We start from the raw sequence: 20,234 nt of genomic DNA, 5'->3' as shown, positions 1-20,234 counted from the left end.
TAAAAAATGCCTTTATTAGATAGTTTTAAAGTTGATCATACAAAAATGAATGCCCCAGCCGTACGTGTTGCGAAAACAATGACAACACCAAAAGGCGATAGCATTACCGTATTCGACCTACGTTTTTGTCGCCCGAATATTGATATTCTACCGGTACGTGGTATTCATACGATGGAGCACCTTTTTGCTGGCTTTATGCGTGATCATCTTAATAGTGAACAGGTTGAAATTATTGATATTTCGCCGATGGGTTGTCGCACCGGATTTTATATGTCGCTAATTGGTACACCTTCTGCAGAAGAAGTGGCTAAAGCGTGGACAGCCTCAATGGAAGATGCCCTCAATAAAATCCCAGATGTCTCTGCCATTCCGGAATTAAATGAATACCAATGTGGATCTTATAAAGAACACTCTTTAGAAGAAGCACACAAAATTGCTCGTGATGTATTAGCTGCGGGAATTGGCATCAACCATAATGAAGATTTAGCACTTGATGAAAAATTGCTAAATCCATAATCTTTTCTATTTGGCTTACTTTCTTTATAGCACCCTTTTACCAAAAGCGGTGCTATAAAACTTTGACGATATTTCAGGAAACAATAATAAATATGTTTGAAAAATTATTTCGATGGTTTGAATCTCGCATTGAAACCTATCCGAATGAAACACCCCAAATTCCTAAATCCGGCTTAATTCCATTTATTTATGATGCCACCAAAGGAATGCGAGGCTATATCTTAATTTTAACGGTTTTAGTCGCCACCGTAGGGGTAATTGAAGCGGTGTTATTCCAATTTATGGGAGATTTAGTCGATTGGGTTAATAAATATACCCCTGCCGAACTTTGGGCGGAAAAAGGCTCAACCATTCTTGGAATGTTTGCCATTGCAGTACTTGCTATCTTGTTAGTTTATCTTGCAAGTAGTATTCGCTTTCAATCATTACAAGGCGTATTCCCAATGCGTTTACGTTGGAATTTCCACCGTTTAATGCTCGGGCAAAGCTTAGGCTTTTACCAAGATGAATTTGCAGGACGCGTTTCCGCCAAAGTAATGCAAACTGCCTTATCTGTGCGTGATGTGGTTATGACCTGTGCCGATATGTTGATTTATGTATTGGTTTACTTCACAACTTCAAGTGTGATCTTACTACAACTAGACGGTTGGCTATTTATTCCGTTTATTTTATGGGTAATTGCATTAGCCGGTACTATTCGCTATTTCGTGCCAAAACTCGCTCAAGCCGCACAAGAACAATCAGATGCAAGAAGCCTGATGACCGGGCGAGTTACCGATGCCTATTCAAATATTATGACGGTAAAACTCTTCTCTCACGGCAATCGTGAATCGACTTATGCCAAAGAGTCGATGGAAGAGTTTATGGTTACCGTACACAAGCAAATGCGTTTGGTCACCGTGATTGAAACGGTGACTAACTTTATGTCTATGGTGTTAATTATTTCTACCGCAGGAATTGGATTATGGCTATGGGGATCAAGTATTGTCACCGCCGGGGCAATTGCCACCTCAACCGCTTTAGCCCTACGTATTAAAGGCTTATCTCAATGGATTATGTGGGAATTTGCTCGTCTATTTGAAAATTTAGGTACGGTGCAAGACGGTATGATTACGCTATCTAAGCCTCATAATGTGGTCGATAAAGAAAATGCAACCCCATTAACGGTAACGAAAGGCGAGATTAAATTTGATAATGTGGATTTTGCCTACGATCCAAGAAAACCATTATTAAAAGATTTTGATTTAACCATCAAGCCGGGCGAAAAAGTAGGACTTGTAGGCCGTAGTGGTGCAGGTAAATCAACCCTAACTAACCTACTCTTACGTTTCTATGATATTCAAGACGGTTCTATTTCGATTGATGGGCAAAATATCAGTGATATTACCCAAGAGAGCCTTCGCTCACAAATTGGTTTAGTCACTCAAGACACCTCATTGTTACATCGTTCAGTTCGTGAAAACTTAATGTATGGACGCCCTAATGCAACGGAAGAGGATATGATCAAAGCAGTAGAACAAGCTGCTGCAAGTGAGTTTATTCCAAATCTACAAGATGCAAAAGGCAGAACAGGGTTTGATGCTCACGTGGGCGAGCGTGGTGTAAAACTCTCAGGTGGACAACGTCAACGTATTGCAATCGCTAGGGTTATGTTAAAAGATGCTCCTATTCTACTATTAGATGAAGCAACCAGTGCCCTAGACTCTGAGGTGGAAGTCGCCATTCAAGAAAACCTCACCAAGTTAATGGAAGGCAAAACCGTAGTGGCTATTGCTCATCGCCTATCAACTATTATGGCAATGGACCGATTAATTGTGTTAGATAAAGGCGAAATTGTCGAACAAGGCACCCACGATGAGTTACTCGCTCAAAACGGTGTTTATGCAAGACTTTGGGCACACCAAAGTGGTGGATTCTTACCAGAAAATACGGATATTTAACTTTCCACTGAATTCCTATTTTTCCTTCTAACTTAGCAAGCGGTCGTTTTTTCAAAGAAATTTGCAAAATTTCCACAAAAAACGACCGCTTGTTCGCCAATTAAAACTCAATAAAAATACAACTAAAACCTATCAAAATTTTGACAAAAATTTTCAAGATTTATCCTCATTTTTCAGGTATTATTATCTACCTTTAATAACAATAATTTTGGAGCAAATTGTGTCTTCCCTTTGGTCTGATTGCCTTAATCACTTACAAACGAAAGTATCGCCAACCGATTACAGCACTTGGTTACGCCCTCTTCAGGCAAGTTCTAATAATGGTGAACTCACACTTTATGCACAAAATCAATTTGTTGAAAACTGGGTGAAAGATAAATTTTTATCTGAAATTACCGAGCTAGCTCGTTTTTTAGCCAAAAACGATAATTTAATTGTAAGCCTAAAAGTAGGTATTAAGCCTACTGAACAAACTAAACCTGTAGCTAAACAAAAAGAGGCTGATTATTCTGAATCTGGGCAATCGGGCTTTAAAACAGGTTTAAACCCACACCAAACTTTTGATAATTTTGTTCAAGGTCGCTCTAACCAATTAGCAAAGCTAGTGGCTCAACAAGTTGTTGATAACTTAGGGGAGAGCCACTGCAATCCACTCTCTTTTTATGCAGGAACAGGTTTAGGTAAAACTCACTTACTCCACGCAATCGGGAATGAATTAATTAAACGCACGCCGACTATGCGAGTGTTATATATTCATCTTGAACGTTTTTATCGTGATATTATTAAAGCGATTAATAGCTCAAATAATGATGCAGAAAAAATTAAAAAATTCTATCGCTCGCTTGATGTGTTGATGATTGACGATATTCAATTTTTAGCGAACAAACCAAAAGTTCAAGAAGAATTCCTGCATTTATTAAATGCCTTATTTGAGCAGAGAAAACAGATCATTCTAACCTCTGATGTTCTCCCTAAAAATATTGATAAAATCGACACTGCGATTAAATCTCGCTTAAGCGGCGGTATTAGTGCCACGATTGAACCACCAGAATTAGAGACCCGAGTAGCAATTCTTCGCTATAAAGCGGCAGAACGAGGGGCAGATTTACAAGAAGATGCAGCATATCTTATGGGGCAAAAACTGCGTACTAATGTGCGTGAATTAGAAGGTGCGTTAAACCGAGTAATTGCTTGGCAAAAACTAACCCTTCGCCCAATTACCGTTGATGCAGTGCGTGAAACTTTACAAGATTTATTTGCCTCTTTTGATTACTTAATTACCATTGAGAATATTCAACGTATTGTGGCAGAATATTACAATATCAAAGTAGCAGATATTAAATCAAAAAGCCGAGCAAGAAGTGTCGCTCGCCCAAGACAAATGGCAATGGCTCTTGCTAAAGAGCTAACAAACCATAGTTTGCCAGAAATTGGTAGAGAATTTGGTGGGCGAGATCATACAACCGTTATGCACGCTTGCAAAACGATTAATGAATTACGTGATGCTGAAACCAGTATCCAAGAAGATTATACCAATTTAACCCGTAAATTATCGTCTTAATCAAAGAAAGAACGAAGGAACGATTATGCAAATTACCATTACTAGAGAACAGTTAATTAAGCCTTTACAGCAAGTATGTGGCGTATTAAGTAGCCGTCCGACTCTACCTGTAATCAACAATCTTTTACTTGAAATTGAAGGCGATCGTTTATCTCTAACCGGTACCGACTTAGAAGTTGAATTAACTACCCAAGTACAATTATTACAAGCGGTCGATTTTGCAGGGAAATTTACCATTCCTGCTAAAAAATTCTTAGATATTAGCAAAAGCCTGCCTGACGACAGCGTAATTTCCGTATTATTTGAAGACGATAAAGCCGTAATCAAAGCTGGACGCAGTAAATTCAGCCTTGCAACATTGCCTGCAAGCGACTATCCAAACTTAATGGATTGGAAACCGGAAGTCGATTTTTCCATCGAACAAGCAACCCTTGCTCGTTTAATTGATGCGACTCAATTTTCAATGGCAAATCAAGATGCTCGCTATTTCTTAAACGGTATGAAATTTGAAACGGAAGGAAATTTGTTACGTACCGTTGCAACTGATGGACATCGCCTAGCGGTTTGTACTATGGCACTTAACCAAGAGCTTTTAACACATTCTGTCATCGTTCCTCGTAAAGCGGTGCTTGAATTATCTCGCTTAGTTTCTTCAACTGATGAAGTAGTACGTTTAGAAATTGGCTCAAGCAATATTCGTATTACAATGAACGGTATTGTGTTTACTTCTAAACTTATTGATGGTCGTTTCCCTGACTATCGCCGAGTGCTTCCTCGTAATGCAGACCGTATTTTAGAAGCCGATACCGAAACCTTAAAACGTGCATTAATGCGTGCGGCGATTCTTTCAAATGAGAAGTTTAGAGGGGTGCGTTTAGCATTAAGCCATAATTTATTAAAAATTACCGCAAATAACCCAGAGCAAGAAGAAGCAGAAGAAATTATTGATGTTGCTTATGAAAGCCCGGAAATGGAAGTTGGTTTTAATGTAAGCTATGTCTTAGATGTATTAAACACTTTGAAATGCCAACGTGTTCGCTTTAGCTTAGTTGATTCATCTTCAAGCTGTTTGATTGAAGATTGTGACAACAGTTCCGCCGAATATGTTATTATGCCGATGCGTTTGTAGTTACTAAATATGTAAAAATAAGGCCTGATTTTCCACAAATCAGGCCTTATTTTTTATAGATTATTTAAACGAACATCAATTAACATCTGTTCCTGAAGTTGAGCATTTGCTTTTGCACTTTCATAAGCACTTTTTGCTGCGTCAATATCACCTTTTGCGACAAGAATATCGCCGCTTAATACCTGCTTACGCACCTGCCAGCTTGGATCTTGAATTTGAGCTAAGGTTGCCAAAGCTTCATCGTAAGCTTTTAATTGGTAGTCAATTTGAGCTAAACGAAAACGAGCGATTGTTTGCAACGTTGGATCCGAACTCTTTACCGCCGATTGTAATGCTGTTTTAGCGGCAACAAAATCGCCTTTTTCCACTGCTTGTTTTGCCGTTTCAAATTCAGCAAAAGTCGCATAGCTAGAATCTTTATTATCTACAATAAATTTTTCAACAAGCGGTTGATTTTTGCTTGGATCTTGCAAATAAGTTTCCATTACACTTTGGTAAGTTGCAGAGGTTTGCTGTGCTGTTTGTAGCTGGTGGTTCTTCCAAAAGTTCCAGCCAAAACTTGCCGCACTCGCTAAAATAATCGCCACTAAAATCGGGGTGCCATTTTCTTTAAACCAATTTTTCGCATCTTCAAACTGCTGTTCTTCGGTTTTATTTAAATATTCGTTACTCATTTATCTCTCCTTAAGCGGATAATCTTTACTTAAAAGCGTGTTGCTAATTCTGCAATTAAATCACTTTGTGCGATAGTCATTTGCTCCGCACCTGAACGTAGATCTTTAATCACAACTTGTTTTTCAACTACTTCACTTTCACCAATCACTAAAGCAATTTTCGCTTCAACCTTGTCAGCTCTTTTAAATTGTTTTTGGAACTTACCACCGGAACAGTGCGTCATTACCCGTAATTGTGGTAATTGGCTACGAACTTGTTCAGCAATTTGGAACGCATTGACCGTTGCCCCTTCGCCTGAGAAAACAATATACACATCAACGGCTTTCGGTAAGTCAATCTCTTTATTCACTTCTTGCACTAGTAGCACCAAACGTTCTAAGCCCATTGCAAAGCCGACACCTTGGGTTGCGTGCCCGCCAAGTTGTTCAACTAAGCCATCGTAACGACCGCCACCACACACCGTGCCTTGAGCCCCTAATGCAGAAGTTACCCATTCAAACACGGTTTTGTTGTAATAATCTAAGCCACGTACTAATTTCGGATTAACTTCATAAGCAATGCCCATTGCATCTAATAATGCACAAAGCTGTGTAAAATGCTCACGGCTGTCGTCATCTAAGTAATCAAGTAGTTTTGGAGCATCATTCAACACTTGTTGAAGAGCTTCGTTTTTCGTATCTAAAATACGAAGAGGGTTTTTAACCAAACGCTCTTTTTCTTCTTCGCTCATTAAAGCGGTGTGATTTTCTAAAAATTTTACCAATGCCGAACGATAATTGGCACGAGCTTCTAACGAACCGATAGAGTTAAGTTGTAAAGAAACGTGCTGATCGATACCTAATTCTTTCCATAGGCGAGCGGTTAAAATAATTAATTCCGCATCAATTTCTGCATTTGCAATACCAAACACCTCAACACCTGCTTGATGGAATTGACGGTAACGCCCTTTTTGCGGGCGTTCGTGGCGGAACATCGGCCCCATATACCATAAACGTTGTTCATTGTTATAGATCCAACCACGTTCAATCGCTGCACGCACACAGCCTGCAGTACCTTCTGGGCGTAAGGTCAATTGTTCATCATTATCCCAGAATGTGTACATTTCTTTTGAAACAACATCAGTTACTTCGCCAATAGCACGGGCAAATAAAGGGGTGCTTTCTACAATCGGCATACGCACTTCCGAATAGCCGTAATTTGCTAACACATTGCGTACTTTACCTTCCACCCATTGCCATAAAGGGGATTCTGTCGGGGAACAATCGTTCATTCCACGAATTGCTTGAATTGTTTTTGCCACGTTATTTATCCTATTTGTTCTACATCAATACGACTATGTTGTTGTGCAACTCTGGCACGAATTTTTGCTTCTAATTGGTCGATTAATTTTGCATTATCAAAACGTTCTTTTTGGCGAACACCATCTAAATAAAAGCCACTCATTTTATTACTGCCTGTAACACCTAAATCAGACACTAATGCCTCGCCCGGGCCATTTACCACACAACCGATAATCGATACGTCCATTGGGGTAATAATATCTTCTAAGCGTTGCTCTAGCTCATTTACTGTTGCAATTACATCAATTTCTTGACGAGAACAGGTTGGGCAAGCAATAAAGTTGATCCCACGAGAACGAATACGTAATGATTTGAGAATATCGAAACCCACTTTGATCTCTTCCACAGGATCTGCTGCGAGCGAAACTCGTAATGTATCGCCAATGCCTTCCGCCAATAATAAACCTAAACCCACAGCAGATTTTACTGAACCGGCTCTTGCTCCACCTGCTTCAGTAATGCCTAAATGCAGAGGTTGCTCAATCTGTTTGGCTAATAAACGGTAAGATTCCACCGCTAGAAAAACATCGGAGGCTTTCACACTTACTTTAAATTGATCAAAATTAAGTCTGTCTAAATGATCCACGTGGCGTAATGCGGACTCTAGCAACGCTTCAGGTGTTGGCTCGCCATATTTTTCTTGCAGATCTCGCTCAAGTGATCCGGCATTCACACCGATTCGGATCGGAATATTTTTATCTCTAGCACAATCTACCACAGCACGAATACGTTCTTCATTACCGATATTACCTGGGTTGATACGCAAACAATCGACCCCATATTCAGCCACTTTAAGTGCAATACGGTAATCAAAGTGAATGTCGGCAACAAGCGGCACATTTACCTGTTGTTTAATTACTTTGAAAGCTTCTGCTGCGTCCATTGTCGGTACAGAAACACGGACAATATCTGCCCCAACACGCTCTAATGCTTTAATTTGTGCGACTGTCGCCTCAACATCTGTTGTGCGAGTATTCGTCATCGATTGAACCGTAATCGGTGCATCGCCCCCTACAGGCACATTGCCGACATAGATTTTTTTCGATACTCGACGTTTAATTGGTGATTGATGTATCATATTCTTTAATTCAGTTAAAAATTTATAAAGCAGAAAACGCTCGTAAAGATAGCAATGATAAATCACTAACTTTACGTGCGTTTTACAAGCTGGTTAATATTATTGTAATGGTAAGCGAATACGAGCGACTCGCCCATCAATTTTTAATGGCACTTCTTGCCCTTTATAATACAGTTTCACATTAGCCGGTGCACCAATAGTCAAACGATATTGCTCATTACCATTAAAGGTCAATACCTCGCCATTATTATATAATTTCTCAGCTAAACGTTTATTATTTGGGCCTCGAACAGTAATCCAACTTTGAGAGCCTGTAATCTCAATTCGTAATTCATCGTTTTCAACTGCAACGACTTCTTCTGTTTGAGTTTGTGGTTCTGCTACTATTTCTTCTGTTTGTTGAGGTTGCTGTAAAATATTTGCCACCTCATTTTGTGCTGGCTCAAGTTCTGGCTTAGACTCTTCAGCAATAGCATGTAAACCTTGCGGTTGTGCTGGCTCTACTTGTTCAGTTGATGTTGCTTCAGCTTGAGCTGCTTCAGCTGGAGTCGTATTAACTACAACTTGACTTTCTACTTGTGCTTGAAGAGGTTGCTGTGTAGCAATTTCTTCAGATTTAACTGGTAATGTAACCTCATTTGTTACAGAACTGACAAGTTGCTCCCGATTCTCTTGATCTTTCTGATAGCCTTGCCACCACCATAATAACGTCATTCCAAGTGCCGCCAATAACACTAAAACAGTAAGATATTTCAGCGATTTTCCTTGAGAATTTGAAGATGAATTAACTGGAGAAACCTTAGTAACCTCTTTTGGAATTGTTACTTCCCCATAATTTACGCTTGAAATCAGTGATTCAGGTAAACGCAAGAATTTCACATAATTACGTACATAGCCACGTACAAAGGTAGGGGCAACGTTCTTTAAGATAAAGATATCATTTTCAAGAGATTCAATATGCGATTTTTTTAAGTTTGTTTTTGCAGCAACATCTGCAATAGAAAGATTTAATGCCTCACGTGCCGATCTTAATTTTTGACCTAACGTTAAAGCATTTTCATCTGAATGAAACTGCTCTTGCTTAGAATGAACTGATTCCGTCATATAAAACTCTTTATATTAAATAGTAGAAATAAAAAATTCAAAAAATTACTCGGAAGTTTAAAGAGGTAATGGCAATTTTGCAATCTTAACAGGCAAAATTATTGAAATTTTAATCTGCAAGCGGCCATTTTTGCAAAAAAATTGGCAAATCTGACCGCTTGTAAACACTATTGGGCGAATAGATAGGCTCTAGCTGTTGCAATCGCTTCTGCAACACGTTGAGGGTTTACCCCGCCTTTAGCACAACGTTTTTCTAGGCAGGATTCTAATGAAAGAATCGGGTAAACGTCATCGCTGATAGAAGAATGGAATTGCTGGAATTCTGCAATCTCTAAGGCTTCTAATGGCTGTTTTTTGCTAATTGCATAAACCACCGCTTCGCCAACAATATGGTGAGCTTCACGGAATGGTACGCCTTTCGCCACTAAATAATCAGCTAATTCTGTTGCATTTGCATAACCTTGTTGAGCAGCCTCACGGGTGCGTTCGGTATTCACTTGGATATCCACTAGCACTAATTCGGCAATTTCTAAGCAAGCTTGCCAGGTTTCAATCGCATCAAAAATACCTTCTTTATCTTCTTGCATATCTTTATTATAAGCAAGCGGTAAGCCTTTAAGGGTGGTTAATAAGCCCGTTAATGCCCCAAATACACGACCTGATTTACCACGAATTAACTCACAAGCATCTGGGTTTTTCTTTTGTGGCATCAGTGAAGAACCAGAGGTTACACGATCTGACATTTCAAGGAAACCTGACTCACCGCTATTAAAGATAATTAAGTCTTCCGCAAAACGAGATAGGTGCATCATACTAATAGATGCCGTTGAGAGTAACTCTAAAATATGATCACGGTCAGAAACACTATCTAAACTATTACGGGTTGCTTCTTCAAAACCTAAATTACGAGCCAATAAATCACGATCAATGCCATATGCCGTTCCTGCCAATGCACCAGAACCAAGTGGGCAAGTGCTCATTCGGTTATTAGCATCGGTTAAGCGGCTAAAATCACGCTCTAACATTTCATAATATGCCATACACCAATGAGCAAAAGTAACGGGTTGAGCACGTTGTAAGTGGGTGTAACCCGGCATTACCGAATTTTGATTTTCTTCCGCTACAGAAACTAAGCGTTCTTGTAAAGCACGAATACGCTCTTGGAGTAACACCGCTTGCACTTTGCACCACATTTTAATGTCAAGTGCTACTTGGTCATTACGGCTACGCCCTGTGTGTAATTTTTTACCTAAATCACCCACTTTTTCGATAAGTTTAGATTCTACCCAACTATGAATATCTTCCGCATCGTCTTTTAAAATAATTGAAAGGTTCGATTCAACCTCTGCACGCACTTCATTTAGAGCTGCAATCAGTTGTGTTAATTCTTGTTCGGTTAAAATACCAACTGTGGTAATGGCTTTAGCCCAACCGATTGAGCCTTCAATATCTTGAATTGCTAAACGATAGTCAAAACGTAATGAATCATTAAAATATTTGAATTTGGCATCTGCCTGCTGTGTGAAACGTCCACCCCAAAGAGCCATAATGTATTCCTTGTCTGCTGTTAAAATGAAAAAGGCGTTTTACCGCCTTGAATTAACGCTATTTTGCATAAATATGCAAAAAATTTCAATATTTATTTATAATTTTAATTGCGTCTCGATGATACCGCCACCTAAACACACTTCACCTAAATAAAACACGGCTGATTGCCCTGGTGTAACTGCAATTTGTGGTTCATCAAAAATAACCTGAATTGCTTCATCATCAATTACCTGAATTTCACAAGGAATATCTGCCTGACGATAACGTGTTTTTACCGTGCAACGTAGATTTTCACGCAGAGGCTGCATATCCCCCCAAGTAAGTTGTTTTGCAATCAAGCCTTTTGAAAGCAGGGCTGAATTATCGTGTCCTTGAGCAACGATCAATACATTGTTAATTAGATCTTTTTCTACCACATAGAAAGGATCTTCACTCAACCCTTTCACACCGCCAATACCTAAGCCTTTTCGTTGCCCTAGAGTGTGATACATTAAACCGTCGTGACGCCCAACTAATTTACCTTCCACTGTGCGAATTTCTCCCGGTTGAGCCGGCAAGAAACGTGCGAGGAAATCTTTAAATTTACGTTCGCCAATAAAACAGATCCCTGTTGAATCTTTTTTCTTTGCCGTAGCCAAACCTAAATCTTCTGCAATCGCACGCACAATCGGTTTTTCAATTTCACCGACAGGGAATAAACTCTGTCCCACTTGTTTTTTATTTAAGGCATACAAGAAATAGCTCTGATCTTTATTCTCATCTAAGCCACGTAATAATTTAGCATTTGCATCGTCATCACTACGGCGAACATAATGCCCCGTTGCAATATAATCCGCCCCAAGATCTTCTGCAGCATATTCTAAAAAAGCTTTAAATTTGATCTCTTTATTACATAAAATATCAGGGTTCGGTGTTCTACCAGCTTTGTATTCTGCTAAGAAATATTCAAAAACATTATCCCAATATTCTGCGGCAAAATTGATCTTATGTAGCTTCATTCCAAGCTTATCGGCAACCGCTTGAGCATCAGCGAGATCTGCAGCTGCAGTGCAGTAATCGGTATCATCGTCTTCTTCCCAGTTTTTCATAAACAAACCTTCAACTTGGTAGCCTTGTTGTTGCAGAATAAAAGCGGAAACAGAAGAATCCACCCCACCCGACATACCGATAATGACTTTTTTCTTGCCGTTTTCAGCAAGTTGTTCAGGGGTTAATTTGGGGAAATGGGTGTCGTAAGTTTTTGAGGTTAATTGCGTTGTCATAAGTCTCCCGTAACTTCGGTTAAGGCGAAGCACATTGGTTAGTGTGGGAAAATTCCCACTATAAAAGTAACAAGCGGTTAAATTTGCAAAATTTTTTGCAAATTCGACCGCTTACTAAAAGAACCTTCTATTCTATGAATCTTATTTTACTTCGTAAAATTGTGGCTCTTTATTAAAACGTGCAACTTCTTCAGGATCTGCTGTGCCATCTGCAATTTTTGATTTTAAGTTATCGCAAGGCTCTTCACAGTCGCACATTTTTTTCATACCTAATGCACTAATACCACCACAGCTGCCTTTTAATTCTTTACCTTTAATAATAAATCCGACAGACATTGCAATAATTACTGCTAAGAAAAATCCGAAAGTTAATAATATTGTTTCCATTTTAAACTCCAACTAGATATTAAATGAATAATTAATTTTGATTAATCAATTTTTTAAACTCGCTCGACATTTGTGTTTCAAATGTATCGCCATTTTTGGTGATTAAGAAAATAGCTAAATTTTCTCGTTCTGCAATTTCCAATGCTTTTTCTGCACCTAATACAAATAGGCCTGTTGATAACCCATCTGCTGTCATTGTTGTTGGTGCTAATACCGTGATAGAAGCCAAATTGTGGCTAACCGGGCGTAACAATGTTGGATTAATAATGTGTGAAAGTCGATTACCTTGTTCATCCTCAAAATAATTTCGATAACTTCCAGAGGTTGCCATTGCTAAGTTATGTAACGGCACTGTGATTTGTGCAGATTGTGCTTGTTCAACAATAGGCTGTTCAATCGCAATTCGCCAATCCACTCCCTGTAAGTTTTTACCTTTACCACGTAATTCTCCACCAATTTCAACTAAGTAATTGCTCACACCGATATTTTCAAGATGTTCAGCTAGTTTATCTACCCCAAAGCCTTTTGCAATAGAAGAGAGATCTAAATAGAGGTTAGGCTCTGACTTTGTAAGCGTTGGTTTACTTTCTAGAGATAATGAGATTTTATCAATTCCAATGTAAGCTGAACGTTCTGTAATTTGTTCGGCAGATGGCACTTTATTTAAACGTTTATCTGGCCCAAATCCCCAGAGATTAACTAAAGGCCCAACAGTAACATCCAAGGCACCTTCTGTTACTGTATTTAATCGAATTGCTTCTTGTACTACTTTTGCAAAATCTTGCGAAATTTCGACCGCTTGGTTAGCCTGTTTAAGCTGATTGAAACGGCTGATTTCTGAATCTTGTTGGTAGGTGGACATTTGATTATTCACTCCAACCAATAATTCATCTAACGCATTTTGCATTTTTTCAGGCGAAACTAAGTTATTGACTTCACCATTATCAATATATTTAACCGTATAAGTTGTTCCCATTGTTTTACCTGAAAATGCAATTTGTTCAGGGGCTTTTTCGCAAGCACTTAAAACAAGTAGAGAAATAAAAAGAAGAAAATTTTTTTTCATTTTCAAAAATAAGAGTTAAAAATTTGGTCAATTATATCATATTTCGCTAGCTAAATAAGCACTTCATATTTCTGCAAAATCCAACTGTTTTTTAAAATATCAACAACAATTTTACGTTGTGATTCGGTTAAACCAATCATTTAAATTACGTTCTTGAAGCTGCTTCACTAAAAAAGCCGTACTTTCGAGAAAACCAGAAATTCCATTATAGACTTATCAAGAGAGATAAAGACATTAGTTAGTGCCGAAATACTAAGTTTTTTCATCTAAATATCCAATTTCTAATACGAACAAGCGGTTAATTTTGCAAACTTTTTTACAAAATTGACCGCTTGTTTATTTAGAAAGATTTGGGATTAACCACCGAAATCATCTAATAAGATGTTTTCATCTTCTACACCTAGGCTCTTCAGCATATTGATTACTGATGAGTTCATAATTGGTGGTCCGCACATATAGTACTCACAATCTTCCGGTGCTTCGTGATTTTTCAGGTAATTTTCATAAAGCACATTGTGAATGAAACCACGGAAATAGTCTTCTCTATCGCCTGGTAGCGGATCAGAAAGAGCCACATACCATTTAAAGTTTTCATTTTCCGCTTGTAGCATATCAAAATCTTCAGTATAGAACATTTCACGCTCAGAACGTGCACCATACCAGAAGGTCATTTTACGCTTAGATTTCAAACGTTTTAATTGGTCGAAGATATGTGAACGCATTGGTGCCATACCTGCACCACCACCAATAAATACCATTTCTGCATCTGTATCTTTAGCGAAGAATTCACCAAATGGACCAGAAATAGTTACTTTATCGCCTTCTTTTAATGACCAAATGTATGAAGACATTTGACCCGGAGGTGCATCAGGCTTATTCGGTGGAGGTGTTGCAATACGTACGTTAAGCATAATAATGCCTTTTTCTTCTGGGTATGAAGCCATTGAATAAGCACGAATAATCGGCTCATCAACTTTAGATACATAACGCCATACGTCATATTTATCCCAGTCTTCGTGATACTCTTCTGGTACATCAAAATCTTTATAATGAACCGTGTGAGGATCTGCTTCAATCTGGATATAACCACCTGCACGGAAAGGTACTTCCTCACCTTCTGGAATAGCAAGTTTAAGTTCTTTGATAAAGGTCGCTTTGTTGTCATTTGAAATAACAGTACATTGCCATTTCTTAACACCAAAGATCTCTTCTGGTAACTCAACTTCCATATTGCCTTTAACATTTACTTGGCAAGATAAACGGTAACCTTCTTTAGCTTCACGTTTTGAAATATGTGAAAGTTCCGTTGGTAAAATTTCACCACCACCAGATTTCACTTTAACAATACATTGACCACAAGAGCCACCACCACCACAAGCACTTGATACGAAAATACCTTTGCTTGCTAGTGCACCAAGTAATTTGCCACCTGCTGGTAACGTAATTGCTTTTTCTGGATCATCATTAATACCAATAGTAATATCGCCAGAATCCACTAATTTTGATTTAGCAAATAAAATAATTGCAACTAAAACTAATACGATTGCAGTGAACGCAACAATACCGAGTGCAAGAACTGCTGAACCACTCATTTTCTACACTCCTTATAGTTGAATACCAGAGAACGACATAAAGCCTAATGCCATCAAGCCTACTGTGATAAAGGTAATACCTAAACCTTTTAAGCCTGCTGGAATATCAGCATATTTCATTTTCTCAGTTAAACCTGCTAATGCAACAATCGCTAACATCCAGCCTAGGCCTGAACCAAAGCCATAAACTACTGATTCTGGGAAGTTATATTCACGCTGCACCATAAATGATACACCACCAAAGATTGCACAGTTAACCGCAATTAGAGGTAAGAAAATACCTAATGCGTTATAAAGAGCAGGCATAAATTTATCTAATACCATCTCAAGAATTTGTACTAGACCCGCAATTACACCGATAAATGTAATAAAGTTAAGGAAAGAAAGATCCACACCTTCAACTAATGCACTATCTTTTAAGATATTTGCATAGATTAATTGGTTTACTGGAACTGCAATACCTAATACAAATGTTACTGCAATACCTAAACCAAAGGCCGTTGAAACTTTCTTAGAAACTGCAAGGAATGTACACATACCTAAGAAGAAAGAAAGAGCCAAGTTTTCAATGAAGATCGCCTTCACGAAGATACTAATATAATGTTCCATTGACTATTTCTCCTGTTGCTCTGGTTTCCACGTTCTTAAACCCCAGATTAAGAATCCGATGATAAAGAATGCGCTTGGTGCAAGTAAGAATAGACCGTTTGCTTGGTACCAACCACCATTTTGAACAGTTTCAAATACTGTAATACCGAAAAGTTTACCCGCACCGATTAATTCACGGAAGAATGCAACTATTAATAAGATTGCACCGTAACCTAAACCATTACCGATACCATCGATTAAACTTTCTAATGGACGTGATTTCATTGCAAATGCTTCTGCACGACCCATAATGATACAGTTAGTAATAATTAAACCAACGAATACTGAAAGCTGCTTAGATAATTCATAAGCAAAGGCTTTTAATACTTGGTCCACCACAATTACAAGTGATGCGATAATGGCTAATTGCACGATAATACGGATACTATTTGGAATATAGTTACGAATTAACGAAACAAATAAGTTTGATAATGCTGCAACACAGACTACCGCAATAGACATTACTACAGATGTTTTTAAACCTGTTGTTACCGCAAGTGCAGAACAAATACCTAAGATTTGTAATGCAATCGGATTATTTTTCGCAATAGGCGATAATAACAGATCTTTAAAATTACTTTTTGCTTCAGACATTAGTTTGCCCCCGCTTTAAGCTTTTCAAGATATTTACCTAAACCGTTCTTGCTGAACCAGTAATCGAAAGTACCTTGTACACCATTAGCTGTTAATGTTGCACCAGATAAGCCATCAACACCGTGAACAGGATCTGTTGATTGTGCTTTAAATACTTTAAATGCGTATTTACCTTCATCATTGAACAGTTTTTTACCTACGAAGTTTTTCTGCCAGTTAGGATTTGTGATCTCACCACCAAGACCTGCAGTTTCGCCCTGCTCATAATAAGTAATACCATTTATTGTATTAGCATCAGGTGCAACAGATACAAACCCGTACATTACAGACCATAGACCTGTACCATAAATAGGTAAAATATATTGGGTTGTGTTACCTTCAGCATCTTTAACTAAATAAACACGAGCTTGATTCGCACGCTTTCTGATACGAGCTTTATCATCTTCTGCGGCAATATTTTGACTTTGAGAAGAGTCTTTAACTGCTGATGATACATCAAATTTCTCGATATCTTCACGAGAAACATTTTCTACATATTCACCCGTTGCTAAATCAACTAAACGAGGTTCAATTAACTCACCATAGGTTTTCTTGATATATGACGAACTCGTATCTTCATTTAATAGACCTGCAACGCTTAAGATATTACGTTGAACGTCTAATACTTTTTGCTCTTCTTGAGTCGATTTTAGTGCGACTGCAGAACCTGCAACAATAATTGAGCAAACTAAGCTTAAAAGTACAACGACAAGAATTGTGCCGCCTACGCTATCTTTATTGAATTTAGACATTGCGAATTCTCCGACGTTTGATATTAGCTTGAACCACTAGGTAGTCAAAGATTGGAGCAAACAAGTTAGCAAATAAAATCGCTAGCATCATACCTTCTGGATATGCTGGGTTTACTACACGAATAATAACTGCCATAGCACCAATTAATGCACCGTACCACCATTTACCTTTATTGGTAAACGCAGCTGATACTGGGTCAGTTGCCATAAAGAACATACCTAATGCGAAACCACCTAATACTAAGTGCCAGTGCCAAGGCATTGAGAATAATGGGTTAGTATCTGAACCAATAACATTAAATAATGTTGCAGTGGCTGCCATACCAATCATCACACCCGCAATAATTCTCCAAGATGCAATACGAGCAAATACGATAATTGCTGCACCAATAATAAGCATTAGCGTAGATGTTTCACCAATAGATCCTGGAATATTACCTAAGAATGCATCCATCCAAGTAATTGTCTCACCTGTAACAGCGTGTTTTAATCCAGCTTGACCGCCTGCTGCCCATTGCGATAATGCCGTTGCACCTGAGAAACCATCTGCCGCAACCCAAACAGTATCGCCTGAGATTTGTGCAGGGTAAGCAAAGAATAAGAATGCACGACCAGCAAGAGCCGGGTTCATAAAGTTTTTACCTACACCACCAAAGATTTCTTTAGCAACAACAACACCGAAAGTTGTTGCAAGTGCTGCTTGCCATAGTGGTAATGTTGGCGGAACAATTAATGCAAGCAAGATAGAAGTTACAAAGAAACCTTCATTAATCTCGTGTTTGCGAACCATTGCAAATACAACTTCCCAGAAACCACCCACTGCAAATACAGTTAAATAGATTGGTAGGAAATACGTCGCACCTAGCAACATTTTGGTTCCCCAGCCTGCATCAGTTACTGCACCTAAGCTATCTGCTAAGCTATAGTGCCAGTCGCTAGCAACTAAGTCTGTTAATGTTCCCATTTGTAGTGCAGCAAGAATACCTTGATGACCTACATTGTACATTCCATAGAACATTGCAGGGAATAAAGCAAGCCATACGAATAACATCATACGCTTTGAGTCAATCGCATCACGCACGTGAGCATCTTTGCGAGTTACTGTACCCGGTGTATAAAAAATGGTGTACGCTGCTTCAAATAGTGTATAGTATTTTTCATACTTCCCACCTTTATGGAAAGCGGGTTCCATTTTTTCAAAAAGATTTTTCAAACCCATTTTTTAACCATCCTTCTCGATCTTATCTAATGCTGCACGCAACATTGGACCCCAGTTATTTTTACCAGAACATACAAAGGTACATAATGCTAAATCTTCTTCATCTAACTCTAAGCAACCTAATGCTTGGGCAGAATCAGTATCACCTGCGGCTAAGTCACGTAATAATAGCGTTGGGATAATATCTAATGGCATTACTCGCTCATAAGCACCTGTTGGCACCATTGCTCGCTCACTACCGTGAACTGCAGTAGTAAAATTAAATAATTTTTTAGCGAAATGCCCTAATGTTGTACGTGTAATAGAATATTTATCTGAATAAGGAGCAATCATTCCAAAGAATGCTTTTTCACGACCTTCTAATAACGCTGATACTTGCAAAGCGTAACGACCTAAGTAATCGTGAGCACCTACTGCCGTGGTACCATTTAACACAGAACCAGAAATAACACGGTTTTCACCAGCATTAAGTTCATTTGCCGTTAATTGTGAAAGGTTTGCACCTAAACGGGTACGCACTAAACGAGGATTTTTCACCTGAGGACCAGCTAAGGCTACAACACGATCTGTGAATAATTCACCTGTTGTGAATAATTTCCCGATTGCAATAACATCTTGATAGTTTAAATACCATACCGATTTTGTTGCACTTACAGGATCAATAAAGTGAATATGTGTACCAGACAAACCAGCAGGATGCGGGCCTTTGAAACGATTAGTTTCTACATTTTCAATTTGGCGACTTTGTGCTGCATTTAAGATATTAGAATCAGCCCCACCACAAAGGTGAATGGTTTTTTGACCTTCAAATAAACGGCTTAACACTGTTAAACCATCAAAGAAAGCTTGTTGCTGTTCTGCAATAATGACTTCTGGATTTGCCGCAAGCGGATTGGTATCCATTGCATTCACAAAAATCGATGATGGAGTTGCATCTAGTGCTGGTACTTTACTAAATGGACGAGTACGGAACGCTGTCCACAAACCTGACGATACTAGATTTTGTTTTACTTGCTCTGAAGTTAATGAAACTAATTGGTTAGCATCATAACGATCAAAGGTAATTTGCTCATCACCCTCAACTTTAATTACTACCGATTGAAGAACACGTTTTTCGCCACGATTAATCGCAGTTACTGTACCGCTTGCAGGGGCTGTGAAAATAACACCTGGATTCTTTTTATCTTCAAAAAGAACCTCGCCTTTTTTCACTACATCACCTTCACGAACCTTCATTGAAGGACGCATACCTACATATTCTTCACCAAGCATAGCAACTTCAGTAACGGCATTGCCGTTATGGATTACTTGCTCAGGTTTTCCAGAAATTGGAAGATCTAAGCCATTTTTGATTGTAATCATATTGTTTGCACTACTTATATTTTGGGTTAAAAATATGATTGCGAATAACGCAATCGCTTCTATTGAGCCGCAGCTTTATATTAAAAATAAACGATGATTCCCCCACTTATTTTTAATAAGCCACATTAAGTTCTCAAATCTGTTTTTGACCTTTTATCTATTTTTTGTAACAAAAGGTTAATAAAAAATAATCATAATATTTTACCTAAAAACCTCCCCTTATGGCTATAAAAACCCCCTTTTTTTTGCATTTTCCCTTTACAAAATTTGAAATAAATCAATAATTATTAGTTATCAGCTGTTAAACTAACCATAAATAGTTACCAACTTTTCTACACAAACGGTTGAATTTTGTTAAAAGTTTGCAAAAAATTTTTAACTAGGCAATTTTCAAATTCAAGCGTAAAATAGTTGATAATTTT

The 20,234-nt window shown here is 38.4% G+C and carries 18 protein-coding genes; 4 read left to right on the top strand and 14 right to left on the bottom strand.

The genetic code is table 11. From position 1 onward, the window contains the following. The first annotated feature begins 6 nt into the window (after nucleotides 1-6). The 4 genes from luxS (at nucleotide 7) to dnaN (ending at nucleotide 5,146) form a co-directional block, all read left to right on the top strand. Nucleotides 7-516, top strand: coding sequence for an S-ribosylhomocysteine lyase (gene luxS / locus PTQ27_RS03615; RefSeq protein WP_273749340.1), 510 nt, complete (start codon nucleotides 7-9; stop codon nucleotides 514-516). Nucleotides 517-608: 92 nt separating this feature from the next. After that, nucleotides 609-2,456 (top strand): ABC transporter ATP-binding protein, encoded by a 1,848-nt coding sequence (locus PTQ27_RS03610; protein WP_273749339.1) that lies wholly within the window; start codon nucleotides 609-611, stop codon nucleotides 2,454-2,456. A gap of 220 nt (nucleotides 2,457-2,676) precedes the next feature. Beyond that, entirely contained in the window at nucleotides 2,677-4,017 is a 1,341-nt protein-coding gene (dnaA, locus tag PTQ27_RS03605; protein WP_434802822.1) for a chromosomal replication initiator protein DnaA, read from the top strand. Between the two features lie 25 nt (nucleotides 4,018-4,042). Beyond that, nucleotides 4,043-5,146 (top strand): DNA polymerase III subunit beta, encoded by a 1,104-nt coding sequence (gene dnaN / locus PTQ27_RS03600; RefSeq protein WP_273749337.1) that lies wholly within the window; start codon nucleotides 4,043-4,045, stop codon nucleotides 5,144-5,146. Nucleotides 5,147-5,199: 53 nt separating this feature from the next. Here dnaN and PTQ27_RS03595 read toward each other — a convergent pair whose 3' ends face one another. The 14 genes from PTQ27_RS03595 to PTQ27_RS03530 form a co-directional block, all read right to left on the bottom strand. Then, nucleotides 5,200-5,820: a YfgM family protein gene (locus tag PTQ27_RS03595; RefSeq protein ID WP_273749336.1), complete on the bottom strand. Its 621-nt coding sequence runs from the start codon at nucleotides 5,818-5,820 to the stop codon at nucleotides 5,200-5,202. 29 nt (nucleotides 5,821-5,849) lie between these two features. Further along, a complete protein-coding gene (gene hisS / locus PTQ27_RS03590) occupies nucleotides 5,850-7,121 on the bottom strand; it encodes a histidine--tRNA ligase (RefSeq protein WP_273749335.1) in 1,272 nt (423 codons plus the stop codon). A 5-nt stretch (nucleotides 7,122-7,126) separates the two neighbouring features. Further along, a complete protein-coding gene (ispG, locus tag PTQ27_RS03585) occupies nucleotides 7,127-8,239 on the bottom strand; it encodes a flavodoxin-dependent (E)-4-hydroxy-3-methylbut-2-enyl-diphosphate synthase (protein WP_273749334.1) in 1,113 nt (370 codons plus the stop codon). Between the two features lie 99 nt (nucleotides 8,240-8,338). Further along, complete coding sequence (locus tag PTQ27_RS03580; RefSeq protein WP_273749333.1) at nucleotides 8,339-9,343, bottom strand: RodZ domain-containing protein; 1,005 nt, start codon at nucleotides 9,341-9,343, stop codon at nucleotides 8,339-8,341. A gap of 167 nt (nucleotides 9,344-9,510) precedes the next feature. After that, complete coding sequence (argH, locus tag PTQ27_RS03575) at nucleotides 9,511-10,890, bottom strand: argininosuccinate lyase (protein ID WP_273749332.1); 1,380 nt, start codon at nucleotides 10,888-10,890, stop codon at nucleotides 9,511-9,513. 96 nt (nucleotides 10,891-10,986) lie between these two features. Continuing rightward, on the bottom strand, nucleotides 10,987-12,153 hold the full coding sequence (gene mnmA / locus PTQ27_RS03570; protein ID WP_273749331.1) for a tRNA 2-thiouridine(34) synthase MnmA: 1,167 nt from the start codon (nucleotides 12,151-12,153) through the stop codon (nucleotides 10,987-10,989). Between the two features lie 141 nt (nucleotides 12,154-12,294). Further along, a complete protein-coding gene (gene nqrM / locus PTQ27_RS03565) occupies nucleotides 12,295-12,540 on the bottom strand; it encodes a (Na+)-NQR maturation NqrM (RefSeq protein WP_273749330.1) in 246 nt (81 codons plus the stop codon). Between the two features lie 31 nt (nucleotides 12,541-12,571). Continuing rightward, on the bottom strand, nucleotides 12,572-13,606 hold the full coding sequence (locus tag PTQ27_RS03560) for an FAD:protein FMN transferase (RefSeq protein WP_273749329.1): 1,035 nt from the start codon (nucleotides 13,604-13,606) through the stop codon (nucleotides 12,572-12,574). Between the two features lie 356 nt (nucleotides 13,607-13,962). Continuing rightward, nucleotides 13,963-15,198 (bottom strand): NADH:ubiquinone reductase (Na(+)-transporting) subunit F, encoded by a 1,236-nt coding sequence (gene nqrF, locus PTQ27_RS03555; protein ID WP_273749328.1) that lies wholly within the window; start codon nucleotides 15,196-15,198, stop codon nucleotides 13,963-13,965. 12 nt (nucleotides 15,199-15,210) lie between these two features. Continuing rightward, nucleotides 15,211-15,807 carry an NADH:ubiquinone reductase (Na(+)-transporting) subunit E gene (gene nqrE, locus PTQ27_RS03550; protein WP_273749327.1) on the bottom strand — a complete coding sequence of 199 codons (597 nt, stop codon included), beginning with the start codon at nucleotides 15,805-15,807 and terminating at the stop codon, nucleotides 15,211-15,213. A 3-nt stretch (nucleotides 15,808-15,810) separates the two neighbouring features. Next, on the bottom strand, nucleotides 15,811-16,440 hold the full coding sequence (locus PTQ27_RS03545) for an NADH:ubiquinone reductase (Na(+)-transporting) subunit D (protein WP_273749326.1): 630 nt from the start codon (nucleotides 16,438-16,440) through the stop codon (nucleotides 15,811-15,813). Further along, on the bottom strand, nucleotides 16,440-17,231 hold the full coding sequence (locus PTQ27_RS03540) for a Na(+)-translocating NADH-quinone reductase subunit C (protein ID WP_273749325.1): 792 nt from the start codon (nucleotides 17,229-17,231) through the stop codon (nucleotides 16,440-16,442). Before PTQ27_RS03540 ends, PTQ27_RS03545 begins: the two co-directional genes overlap by 1 nt. Continuing rightward, the gene (locus tag PTQ27_RS03535) at nucleotides 17,224-18,450 is read right to left on the bottom strand and encodes an NADH:ubiquinone reductase (Na(+)-transporting) subunit B (RefSeq protein ID WP_273749324.1); all 1,227 of its coding nucleotides are present in this window, start codon (nucleotides 18,448-18,450) and stop codon (nucleotides 17,224-17,226) included. The genes PTQ27_RS03540 and PTQ27_RS03535 overlap by 8 nt, the downstream gene beginning before the upstream one ends. 3 nt (nucleotides 18,451-18,453) lie before the next feature. Next, nucleotides 18,454-19,812, bottom strand: a complete 1,359-nt coding sequence (locus tag PTQ27_RS03530) for a Na(+)-translocating NADH-quinone reductase subunit A (protein ID WP_273749323.1) — start codon at nucleotides 19,810-19,812, stop codon at nucleotides 18,454-18,456. Between the last annotated feature and the right edge of the window lie 422 nt (nucleotides 19,813-20,234).

Origin of the sequence: Mannheimia cairinae, assembly GCF_028649535.1 — a bacterium.
Lineage (GTDB): Bacteria > Pseudomonadota > Gammaproteobacteria > Enterobacterales > Pasteurellaceae > Mannheimia > Mannheimia cairinae.
Note: the sequence above shows the minus strand (reverse complement) of the source record. Positions and strands in the feature narration are given on the sequence as shown.